The 12,011-nt window shown below is 65.5% G+C and carries 6 protein-coding genes; all 6 read left to right on the forward strand.

All coding sequences use genetic code 11. The features are described 5' to 3' along the window. The first annotated feature begins 55 nt into the window (after positions 1-55). Positions 56-439 carry a 50S ribosomal protein L7/L12 gene (gene rplL, locus ACZ6S6_RS26415; RefSeq protein ID WP_073732691.1) on the forward strand — a complete coding sequence of 128 codons (384 nt, stop codon included), beginning with the start codon at positions 56-58 and terminating at the stop codon, positions 437-439. Between the two features lie 597 nt (positions 440-1,036). Continuing rightward, positions 1,037-4,522: a DNA-directed RNA polymerase subunit beta gene (gene rpoB, locus ACZ6S6_RS26420; RefSeq protein WP_362960666.1), complete on the forward strand. Its 3,486-nt coding sequence runs from the start codon at positions 1,037-1,039 to the stop codon at positions 4,520-4,522. 129 nt (positions 4,523-4,651) lie between these two features. Beyond that, complete coding sequence (locus ACZ6S6_RS26425; protein WP_362960669.1) at positions 4,652-8,551, forward strand: DNA-directed RNA polymerase subunit beta'; 3,900 nt, start codon at positions 4,652-4,654, stop codon at positions 8,549-8,551. A gap of 382 nt (positions 8,552-8,933) precedes the next feature. Further along, a complete protein-coding gene (gene rpsL, locus ACZ6S6_RS26430) occupies positions 8,934-9,305 on the forward strand; it encodes a 30S ribosomal protein S12 (RefSeq protein ID WP_003948652.1) in 372 nt (123 codons plus the stop codon). A 2-nt stretch (positions 9,306-9,307) separates the two neighbouring features. Then, a complete protein-coding gene (gene rpsG / locus ACZ6S6_RS26435; RefSeq protein ID WP_014047773.1) occupies positions 9,308-9,778 on the forward strand; it encodes a 30S ribosomal protein S7 in 471 nt (156 codons plus the stop codon). 38 nt (positions 9,779-9,816) lie between these two features. Next, the gene (gene fusA, locus ACZ6S6_RS26440; protein WP_362960671.1) at positions 9,817-11,946 is read left to right on the forward strand and encodes an elongation factor G; all 2,130 of its coding nucleotides are present in this window, start codon (positions 9,817-9,819) and stop codon (positions 11,944-11,946) included. Positions 11,947-12,011 lie beyond the last annotated feature (65 nt).

Genomic DNA, 12,011 nt, shown 5'->3' on the forward strand with positions numbered 1-12,011 from the left:
TACGCCCGCCGACATATACATCCGGCACCTGCCGAATAGTGGAAGGACGCCTATCATGGCGAAGCTGTCCCAGGACGACCTGCTCGCGCAGTTCGAAGACATGACCCTCATCGAGCTCTCCGGCTTCGTGAAGGCCTTCGAGGAGAAGTTCGACGTCACCGCCGCCGCGGCCGTCGCCGTCGCCGGTCCCGCCGCCGGTGGCCCCGCCGCCGAGGCCGAGGCCGAGCAGGACGAGTTCGACGTCATCCTCACGGGTGCCGGCGAGAAGAAGATCCAGGTCATCAAGGTCGTGCGTGAGCTGACCTCGCTCGGCCTCAAGGAGGCCAAGGACCTCGTGGACGGCGCCCCGAAGCCCGTCCTGGAGAAGGTCGCCAAGGAGGCCGCCGAGAAGGCTGCCGAGTCCCTCAAGGGCGCCGGCGCCTCCGTCGAGGTCAAGTGACCCTGCGAGTCTTCTGACTCGTCTGGACCCCCGTGCCGCGAGGCACGGACGTCACATCGCGAAAGGCGATCACCCGTACGGGTGATCGCCTTTCGGCGTACCCGTGGGGGTGCCTTGCTCTTCCCGTGCTGACGAGTATGGTGATCTTCGCCGTGCGCCTCTCGGAGGGGAGCGCGGACGGCGCCGAGGGGCGGCGTGTACGGGTCTCCCGGGCCTGTCCCGGCTGGGGGGCCTTGACGAACCGCACGAGGCGCGCAATTCTCAAGGCGCGTCATCACATCGATCCGGATCCGAGGCATGGATCGACGGCGAACAGGGCAGTAAAGAAGAGCGCGACTCATGCAGGGCTAGACATAGGTGTTGAGAACAAGCTGTTGAGAGCAACGTGGGTCTCTGAGAACCCCGACTGGACATCAGTGTGCCTCTTGGCTACACTGACCCTTTGCGCTGCCTGTTAGCTGCCTCCTGCCCGTCACCAGGGGCATACCCATCTTGTGCACCGTGGACTGAGCATCCCTGAAAAGGGACATCTATCCATGTGTCCAGTTTGGGACCGGTACGCGCGTAGTGAGTCCGAGCCCTCGGAAGGACCCCCTCTTGGCCGCCTCGCGCAACGCCTCGACCGCGAATACGAACAACGGCGCCAGCACCGCCCCGCTGCGCATCTCTTTTGCAAAGATCAAGGAGCCCCTCGAGGTTCCGAACCTCCTCGCGCTGCAGACCGAGAGCTTTGACTGGCTCCTCGGTAACGCCGCCTGGAAGGCTCGCGTCGAGGCTGCTCTGGACAGTGGACAAGACGTCCCCACCAAGTCCGGCCTGGAGGAGATCTTCGAGGAGATTTCACCGATCGAGGACTTCTCCGGGTCGATGTCGCTTACGTTCCGCGACCACCGCTTCGAGCCCCCGAAGAACTCGATCGACGAGTGCAAGGAGCGCGACTTCACGTTCGCCGCCCCGCTCTTCGTCACGGCCGAGTTCACCAACAACGAGACCGGCGAGATCAAGTCCCAGACGGTCTTCATGGGCGATTTCCCGCTCATGACCAACAAGGGCACCTTCGTCATCAACGGCACCGAGCGTGTCGTCGTGTCGCAGCTGGTCCGCTCGCCGGGTGTCTACTTCGACTCCTCGATCGACAAGACGTCCGACAAGGACATCTTCTCCGCCAAGATCATCCCTTCCCGGGGTGCCTGGCTGGAGATGGAGATCGACAAGCGCGACATGGTCGGTGTCCGCATCGACCGCAAGCGCAAGCAGTCCGTCACCGTCCTCCTGAAGGCTCTCGGCTGGACCACCGAGCAGATCCTGGAGGAGTTCGGCGAGTACGAGTCGATGCGCGCCACCCTGGAGAAGGACCACACCCAGGGCCAGGACGACGCACTGCTCGACATCTACCGCAAGCTGCGTCCGGGCGAGCCGCCCACCCGCGAAGCTGCTCAGACGCTGCTCGAGAACCTCTACTTCAACCCGAAGCGCTACGACCTCGCGAAGGTCGGCCGCTACAAGGTGAACAAGAAGCTCGGCGCGGACGAGCCGCTCGACGCCGGTGTCCTCACCAGCGACGACATCATCGCGACCATCAAGTACCTGGTGAAGCTGCACGCCGGGGAGACCGAGACCGTCGGCGAGTCCGGCCGTTCGATCGTCGTCGAGACCGACGACATCGACCACTTCGGCAACCGTCGTCTGCGCAACGTCGGCGAGCTCATCCAGAACCAGGTCCGTACGGGCCTGGCGCGGATGGAGCGCGTCGTGCGTGAGCGCATGACGACTCAGGACGTCGAGGCCATCACGCCGCAGACCCTGATCAACATCCGGCCGGTCGTCGCCTCCATCAAGGAGTTCTTCGGCACCAGCCAGCTGTCGCAGTTCATGGACCAGAACAACCCGCTGTCGGGTCTCACCCACAAGCGCCGCCTGTCGGCTCTTGGCCCGGGTGGTCTCTCCCGTGAGCGGGCCGGCTTCGAGGTCCGTGACGTGCACCCGTCCCACTACGGACGCATGTGCCCGATCGAGACCCCTGAGGGCCCGAACATCGGTCTGATCGGTTCGCTCGCCTCGTACGGACGCGTCAACGCGTTCGGTTTCATCGAGACGCCGTACCGCAAGGTCGTCGACGGCCAGGTCACCGACGAGGTCGACTACGTCACGGCCGACGAGGAAGACCGTTACGTCATCGCCCAGGCGAACGCGACGCTCTCCGAAGAGCTGCGCTTCACCGAGCCCCGCGTCCTGGTCCGCCGTCGTGGCGGAGAGGTCGACTACGTGCCCGGCACCGAAGTCGACTACATGGACGTCTCGCCGCGCCAGATGGTGTCCGTCGCCACCGCGATGATCCCGTTCCTGGAGCACGACGACGCCAACCGTGCCCTCATGGGCGCGAACATGATGCGTCAGGCGGTGCCGCTCATCAAGTCCGAGGCACCGCTGGTCGGCACCGGCATGGAGTACCGCTGCGCCACCGACGCCGGTGACGTGCTGAAGGCCGAGAAGGACGGTGTGGTCCAGGAGGTCTCCGCGGACTACATCACCGTGACCAACGACGACGGCACGTACACCACGTACCGCATCGCGAAGTTCATGCGCTCCAACCAGGGCACCTCGGTCAACCAGAAGGTCGTCGTCTCCGAGGGCGACCGGGTTGTCGAGGGCCAGGTGCTCGCCGACGGTCCGGCCACCGAGAACGGTGAGATGGCCCTGGGCAAGAACCTGCTCGTGGCGTTCATGCCGTGGGAGGGTCACAACTACGAGGACGCGATCATCCTGTCGCAGCGCCTCGTGCAGGACGACGTCCTCTCCTCGATTCACATCGAGGAGCACGAGGTCGACGCCCGTGACACCAAGCTCGGCCCGGAGGAGATCACCCGGGACATCCCGAACGTCTCCGAAGAGGTCCTCGCGGACCTCGACGAGCGCGGCATCATCCGGATCGGTGCCGAGGTCGTCGCCGGTGACATCCTCGTCGGCAAGGTCACGCCCAAGGGCGAGACCGAGCTGACCCCCGAGGAGCGCCTGCTCCGCGCGATCTTCGGTGAGAAGGCGCGCGAAGTGCGCGACACCTCGCTGAAGGTGCCGCACGGTGAGATCGGCAAGGTCATCGGCGTCCGCGTCTTCGACCGCGAAGAGGGCGACGAGCTGCCGCCGGGCGTGAACCAGCTGGTGCGCGTCTACGTCGCGCAGAAGCGCAAGATCACCGATGGTGACAAGCTCGCCGGCCGTCACGGCAACAAGGGCGTCATCTCGAAGATCCTGCCGATCGAGGACATGCCGTTCCTGGAGGACGGCACCCCGGTCGACATCATCCTCAACCCGCTGGGTGTCCCGTCCCGAATGAACCCGGGACAGGTCCTGGAGATCCACCTCGGCTGGCTCGCCAGCCGCGGCTGGGACGTCTCCGGCCTCGGTGAGGAGTGGGCCAAGCGCCTCCAGACCATCGGCGCCGACCAGGTCGCCCCCGGCACCAACGTCGCGACCCCGGTCTTCGACGGTGCCCGTGAGGACGAGATCACCGGCCTCTTCCAGGCCACGATCCCGAACCGCGACGGCGACCGGCTGGTCCAGCCCTCGGGCAAGGCCAACCTGTTCGACGGCCGCTCCGGCGAGCCGTTCCCCGAGCCGGTCTCGGTCGGCTTCATGTACATCCTCAAGCTCCACCACCTCGTCGACGACAAGCTCCACGCTCGTTCGACGGGTCCGTACTCCATGATCACCCAGCAGCCGCTGGGTGGTAAGGCTCAGTTCGGTGGACAGCGCTTCGGTGAAATGGAGGTGTGGGCCCTTGAAGCTTATGGCGCCGCATACGCCCTCCAGGAGCTGCTGACGATCAAGTCCGACGACGTGACCGGCCGCGTGAAGGTCTACGAGGCCATCGTCAAGGGCGAGAACATCCCCGAGCCCGGCATTCCCGAGTCCTTCAAGGTGCTCATCAAGGAAATGCAGTCGCTCTGCCTCAACGTGGAGGTGCTGTCCTCGGACGGCATGTCCATCGAGATGCGCGACACGGACGAGGACGTCTTCCGCGCGGCGGAGGAGCTCGGAATCGACCTGTCCCGGCGCGAGCCGAGCAGCGTCGAAGAGGTCTGACGGGTTGGCCGGCCGGATCCACGTGATCCGGCCGGCTCTCCCCGGACCCGTTCAGACCATTGCTGAAGTGCCCCGATTTCTCGCGTGAAGCGAGGGGGCTCGAACCCCCGAAAGAGGGATTGACGACAAGTGCTCGACGTCAACTTCTTCGACGAGCTGCGGATCGGCCTTGCCACCGCGGACGACATCCGGACCTGGTCCCACGGCGAAGTGAAGAAGCCGGAGACCATCAACTACCGCACGCTCAAGCCCGAAAAGGACGGACTCTTCTGCGAGAAGATCTTCGGTCCGACCCGGGACTGGGAGTGCTACTGCGGCAAGTACAAGCGTGTCCGCTTCAAGGGCATCATCTGTGAGCGCTGTGGCGTCGAGGTAACTCGCGCCAAGGTGCGCCGTGAGCGCATGGGCCACATCGAGCTTGCCGCTCCCGTCACTCACATCTGGTACTTCAAGGGCGTCCCGTCCCGACTGGGCTACCTGCTGGACCTCGCGCCGAAGGACCTCGAAAAGGTCATCTACTTCGCCGCTTACATGATCACGTTCGTCGACGAGGAGCGCCGTACCCGCGACCTCCCGTCGCTGGAGGCGCACGTCTCCGTCGAGCGCCAGCAGGTCGAGAACCGTCGCGACTCCGACCTGGAGAACCGCGCCAAGAAGCTCGAGACCGACCTCGGCGAGCTGGAGGCCGAGGGCGCCAAGGCCGATGTGCGCCGCAAGGTGCGCGAAGGCGCCGAGCGCGAGATGAAGCAGCTGCGCGACCGTGCGCAGCGCGAGATCGACCGTCTCGACGAGGTGTGGAGCCGCTTCAAGAACCTCAAGGTCCAGGACCTCGAGGGCGACGAGCTGCTCTACCGCGAGCTGCGTGACCGCTTCGGCACGTACTTCGACGGCTGCATGGGTGCCGCTGCTCTGCAGAAGCGCCTGGAGTCCTTCGACCTCGACGAGGAGGCCGAGCGCCTCCGCGAGATCATCCGCACCGGCAAGGGCCAGAAGAAGACCCGTGCGCTCAAGCGCCTCAAGGTCGTCTCCGCGTTCCTGCAGACCAGCAACAAGCCCAAGGGCATGGTGCTCGACTGCGTGCCGGTCATCCCGCCGGACCTGCGTCCGATGGTGCAGCTGGACGGTGGCCGCTTCGCGACCTCCGACCTGAACGACCTGTACCGCCGTGTGATCAACCGCAACAACCGCCTCAAGCGTCTCCTTGACCTCGGTGCCCCCGAGATCATCGTGAACAACGAGAAGCGGATGCTGCAGGAGGCCGTCGACGCGCTGTTCGACAACGGCCGCCGCGGTCGCCCGGTCACCGGTCCCGGTAACCGCCCGCTCAAGTCCCTCAGCGACATGCTGAAGGGCAAGCAGGGCCGTTTCCGTCAGAACCTCCTCGGCAAGCGCGTGGACTACTCCGCGCGTTCCGTGATCGTCGTCGGCCCGCAGCTCAAGCTGCACCAGTGCGGTCTGCCGAAGGCCATGGCGCTGGAGCTCTTCAAGCCGTTCGTGATGAAGCGCCTGGTGGACCTGAACCACGCGCAGAACATCAAGTCGGCCAAGCGCATGGTCGAGCGCGGCCGCACGGTCGTGTACGACGTCCTGGAAGAGGTCATCGCGGAGCACCCGGTTCTCCTGAACCGTGCGCCCACGCTGCACCGTCTCGGCATCCAGGCCTTCGAGCCGCAGCTGGTCGAGGGCAAGGCCATCCAGATCCACCCGCTCGTCTGCACCGCGTTCAACGCGGACTTCGACGGTGACCAGATGGCCGTGCACCTGCCGCTCTCCGCGGAGGCGCAGGCCGAGGCCCGCATCCTGATGCTGTCCTCGAACAACATCCTGAAGCCGGCCGACGGTCGTCCCGTCACCATGCCGACCCAGGACATGGTGCTGGGTCTGTTCTTCCTGACCACCGACGGTGAACTCCGTGACACCAAGGGCGAGGGCCGCGCGTTCGGCTCCACGGCCGAGGCGATCATGGCGTTCGACTCCGGTGAGCTCGCGCTCCAGTCGTCCGTCGACATCCGCTTCCCGGTGGGCACCATCCCGCCGCGTGGCTGGGTGCCGCCGGTCGCCGAGGAGGGCGAGCCCGAGTACCAGCCGGGTGACACCTTCCGGCTGCGGACGAGCCTGGGCCGCGCGCTCTTCAACGAGCTGCTGCCCGAGGACTACCCGTTCGTCGACTACTCGGTCGGCAAGAAGCAGCTCTCCGAGATCGTCAACGACCTCGCCGAGCGCTACCCCAAGGTCATCGTGGCGGCGACGCTCGACAACCTGAAGGCGGCGGGCTTCCACTGGGCCACCCGTTCCGGCGTCACCGTGTCCGTCGCGGACATCGTCGTGCCCGAGGCCAAGAAGGCCATCGTCAAGGGCTACGAGGACCAGGACGAGAAGGTCCAGAAGCAGTACGAGCGCGGTCTGATCACCAAGGACGAGCGCACGCAGGAGCTCATCGCGATCTGGACCAAGGCGACCAACGAGGTTGCCGAGGCGATGAACGCGAACTTCCCCAAGACGAACCCCATCTTCATGATGGTTGACTCGGGTGCCCGAGGAAACATGATGCAGATGCGTCAGATCGCCGGTATGCGTGGTCTGGTGTCCAACGCCAAGAACGAGACGATTCCCCGTCCCATCAAGGCGTCCTTCCGTGAGGGCCTCACCGTCCTGGAGTACTTCATCTCCACGCACGGTGCCCGTAAGGGTCTGGCGGACACCGCCCTGCGTACCGCCGACTCGGGTTACCTGACCCGTCGTCTGGTGGACGTCTCGCAGGACGTGATCATCCGCGAGGAGGACTGCGGCACCGACCGCGGCCTCAAGCTGAGGATCGCCGTCAAGGGCGCCGACGGCGTGCTCCGCAAGACGGAGGACGTCGAGACCTCGGTCTACGCCCGCATGCTCGCCGAGGACGTCGTCGTCGACGGCAAGGTCATCGCGCCTGCCAACGTCGACCTCGGTGACGTCCTGATCGACGCCCTGGTGGGCGCCGGCGTGGTGGAGGTCAAGACCCGCTCGGTCCTGACCTGTGAGTCCGCGGTCGGCACCTGTGCCTTCTGCTACGGACGCTCGCTCGCCACCGGCAAGCTGGTCGACATCGGTGAGGCGGTCGGCATCATCGCCGCCCAGTCCATCGGTGAGCCCGGTACCCAGCTGACGATGCGTACCTTCCACACCGGTGGTGTGGCCGGTGACGACATCACCCAGGGTCTGCCCCGAGTCGTCGAGCTCTTCGAAGCCCGTACGCCCAAGGGTGTCGCCCCGATCTCGGAATCCGCCGGCCGGGTCCGTATCGAGGAGACCGAGAAGACCAAGAAGCTCGTCGTCACGCCGGACGACGGAAGCGAGGAGATCCCCTTCCCGATCTCCAAGCGCGCCCGTCTGCTGGTCGGCGAGGGCGACCGCGTCGAGGTGGGCCAGAAGCTCACCGTGGGTGCCACCAACCCGCACGACGTGCTGCGGATCCTCGGTCAGCGCGCGGTCCAGGTCCACCTGGTCGGCGAGGTCCAGAAGGTCTACAACTCGCAGGGTGTGTCGATCCACGACAAGCACATCGAGATCATCATCCGGCAGATGCTGCGCCGTGTGACGATCATCGAGTCCGGCGACGCGGAGCTGCTGCCGGGCGAGCTCGTCGAGCGTTCGAAGTTCGAGACCGAGAACCGTCGTGTGGTCACCGAGGGCGGTCACCCCGCCTCCGGCCGTCCGCAGCTGATGGGTATCACCAAGGCCTCGCTGGCGACGGAGTCGTGGCTGTCCGCGGCTTCCTTCCAGGAGACGACCAGGGTTCTGACGGACGCGGCGATCAACGCCAAGTCCGACTCCCTGATCGGCCTCAAGGAGAACGTCATCATCGGTAAGCTCATCCCGGCCGGTACGGGTCTGTCCCGCTACCGCAACATCCGGGTCGAGCCGACCGAGGAGGCCAAGGCCGCGATGTACTCGGCCGTCGGCTACGACGACATCGACTACTCGCCGTTCGGCACGGGCTCCGGCCAGGCCGTTCCGCTGGAGGACTACGACTACGGTCCGTACAACCAGTAAGCGAGTCGCCTGATACGACCGGAGGGCGGTCATCCCGTACGCGGGGTGGCCGCCCTCCGGCGTGTGCGGGCACGGGTGCGACGGGGCCGACGGGCCGCCTCCACGGGGTTCGGACGGGGGTTGCCGGCGGATGACCTGTCCGGGTGGACAGCACTTGTTTTGACCGGAGTCGATGAGGTAGGTACGATCAGACCTTGTGCCTGGGGTGTGCCTGGGCTTGCGTGCGTGTCCTCAACCGCACGGCGAGCCCGTTTTTGGCCACCGTGATATGCGCTTCCACCGCCTTCAGGGCAGTGACCCGCAGTATTCGACACACCCGACCGCGTGGGTCGGAGATGTTTCAGGTTAGTTTCACCGACGGCACACAGAAACCGGAGAAGTAGTGCCTACGATTCAGCAGCTGGTCCGGAAGGGCCGGCAGGACAAGGTCGAGAAGAACAAGACGCCCGCGCTCGAGGGTTCTCCCCAGCGCCGCGGCGTCTGCACGCGTGTGTTCACGACCACCCCGAAGAAGCCGAACTCCGCACTCCGGAAGGTCGCGCGTGTGCGTCTGACCTCCGGTATCGAGGTCACGGCCTACATCCCGGGTGAGGGACACAACCTGCAGGAGCACTCCATCGTGCTCGTGCGTGGTGGCCGTGTGAAGGACCTGCCGGGTGTTCGTTACAAGATCATCCGCGGCTCCCTTGACACCCAGGGTGTCAAGAACCGCAAGCAGGCCCGCAGCCGCTACGGCGCCAAGAAGGAGAAGTAAGAATGCCTCGTAAGGGCCCCGCCCCGAAGCGCCCGGTCATCATTGACCCGGTCTATGGTTCTCCTCTTGTCACCTCGCTGATCAACAAGATCCTGCTCAACGGCAAGCGTTCCACCGCCGAGCGGATCGTGTACGGCGCCATGGAAGGCCTCCGCGAGAAGACCGGCGCTGACCCGGTCATCACGCTGAAGCGCGCGCTTGAGAACGTCAAGCCCTCGCTCGAGGTCAAGTCCCGCCGTGTCGGTGGCGCCACCTACCAGGTGCCGATCGAGGTCAAGCCCGGTCGCGCCGCCACTCTCGCGCTGCGCTGGGTCGTCGGTTACTCCCGCGCCCGTCGCGAGAAGACGATGACGGAGCGGCTCATGAACGAGCTGCTCGACGCCTCCAACGGTCTTGGCGCTGCCGTCAAGAAGCGCGAGGACACGCACAAGATGGCCGAGTCGAACAAGGCCTTCGCGCACTACCGCTGGTAGTCGCTCACCCCATCGAGACCGAGAGAAGATTGAGCCTTATGGCCACCACTTCGCTTGACCTGGCCAAGGTCCGCAACATTGGGATCATGGCCCACATCGACGCGGGGAAGACGACCACCACCGAGCGGATCCTCTTCTACACCGGTGTGAGCTACAAGATCGGTGAAGTCCACGACGGCGCTGCCACGATGGACTGGATGGAGCAGGAGCAGGAGCGCGGCATCACGATCACGTCGGCCGCGACGACCTGCCACTGGCCGCTCGATGATGTTGACCACACCATCAACATCATCGACACCCCCGGTCACGTCGACTTCACCGTCGAGGTGGAGCGTTCGCTCCGCGTCCTCGACGGTGCCGTCACCGTGTTCGACGGTGTGGCCGGCGTCGAGCCGCAGTCCGAGACCGTCTGGCGCCAGGCGGACCGCTACGGCGTGCCGCGTATCTGCTTCGTCAACAAGCTCGACCGCACCGGTGCCGACTTCTTCCGTTGTGTTGACATGATCGTCCAGCGCCTCGGCGCTGTCCCGATCGTCATGCAGCTCCCCATCGGTGCGGAGGCCGGCTTCCGTGGCGTCGTCGACCTCGTGACGATGAAGGCCTTCGTGTACCCCGAAGAGGCCGTCAAGGGCGAGATGTACGACACCGTCGAGATCCCGGACAACCTCAAGGAGGCCGCCGAGGAATGGCGCGGCAAGCTCCTTGAGGCCGTCTCGGAGAACGACGACGACATGATGGAGCTGTACCTGGAGGGCGTCGAGCCCACCGCGGACCAGCTGTACGCGGCGGTCCGCCGGATCACGCTCGCGTCGAAGGGCACGGCCGACTCCGTCACGGTCACCCCGGTGTTCTGTGGCACCGCGTTCAAGAACAAGGGCGTCCAGCCCCTGCTCGACGCGGTCGTCCGCTACCTGCCTTCCCCCCTGGACGTCGAGGCCATCGAAGGCCACGACGTCAAGGACCCCGAGGTCGTCATCACGCGCCGTCCCTCGGACGACGAGCCGTTCTCCGGTCTCGCGTTCAAGATCGCCAGCGACCCGCACCTCGGCAAGCTCACCTTCGTCCGGATCTACTCCGGTCGCCTCGAGGCCGGCACCGCGGTGCTGAACTCGGTCAAGGGCAAGAAGGAGCGCATCGGCAAGATCTACCGCATGCACGCGAACAAGCGTGAGGAGATCGCGTCGGTGGGCGCGGGCGACATCATCGCTGTCATGGGGCTCAAGCAGACCACGACCGGTGAGACGCTCTGTGACGACAAGAAGCCTGTGATCCTGGAGTCCATGGACTTCCCGGCGCCGGTCATCGAGGTCGCCATCGAGCCGAAGTCCAAGGGCGACCAGGAGAAGCTGGGTGTTGCCATCCAGCGCCTCTCCGAGGAGGACCCGTCCTTCCAGGTGCACTCCGACGAGGAGACCGGCCAGACCATCATCGGTGGTATGGGCGAGCTTCACCTCGAAGTGCTCGTCGACCGCATGAAGCGCGAGTTCCGCGTCGAGGCGAACGTCGGCAAGCCGCAGGTCGCGTACCGCGAGACGATCCGCAAGGCCGTCGAGCGTGTCGACTACACGCACAAGAAGCAGACTGGTGGTACCGGCCAGTTCGCGAAGGTGCAGATCGCCATCGAGCCCATTGAGGGTGGCGACGCGTCCTACGAGTTCGTCAACAAGGTCACCGGTGGCCGCATCCCCCGTGAGTACATCCCCTCGGTGGACGCGGGTGCCCAGGAAGCCATGCAGTTCGGCATCCTGGCCGGTTACGAGATGGTCGGCGTCCGCGTCACCCTTCTCGACGGTGGTTACCACGAGGTCGACTCCTCGGAGCTGGCCTTCAAGATCGCCGGTTCGCAGGCGTTCAAGGAGGGTGCCCGCAGGGCGTCCCCCGTGCTCATGGAGCCGATGATGTCCGTCGAGGTCACCACGCCCGAGGACTACATGGGCGATGTGATCGGCGACCTCAACTCCCGCCGTGGCCAGATCCAGGCCATGGAGGAGCGCAGCGGCGCTCGCGTCGTGAAGGGCCTCGTGCCCCTCTCGGAGATGTTCGGCTACGTCGGAGACCTCCGCAGCAAGACCTCGGGTCGCGCAAGCTACTCGATGCAGTTCGACTCCTACGCCGAGGTTCCGCGGAACGTCGCCGAGGAGATCATCGCGAAGGCCAAGGGCGAGTAACTCTCCCGAGCTCACGCTTTAGGCTTGTCACCGGAGCCCGGTGGGGCATTCGGCGCAGCGCGCAA

It is taken from the genome of Streptomyces sp. NPDC048671, from assembly GCF_055587045.1.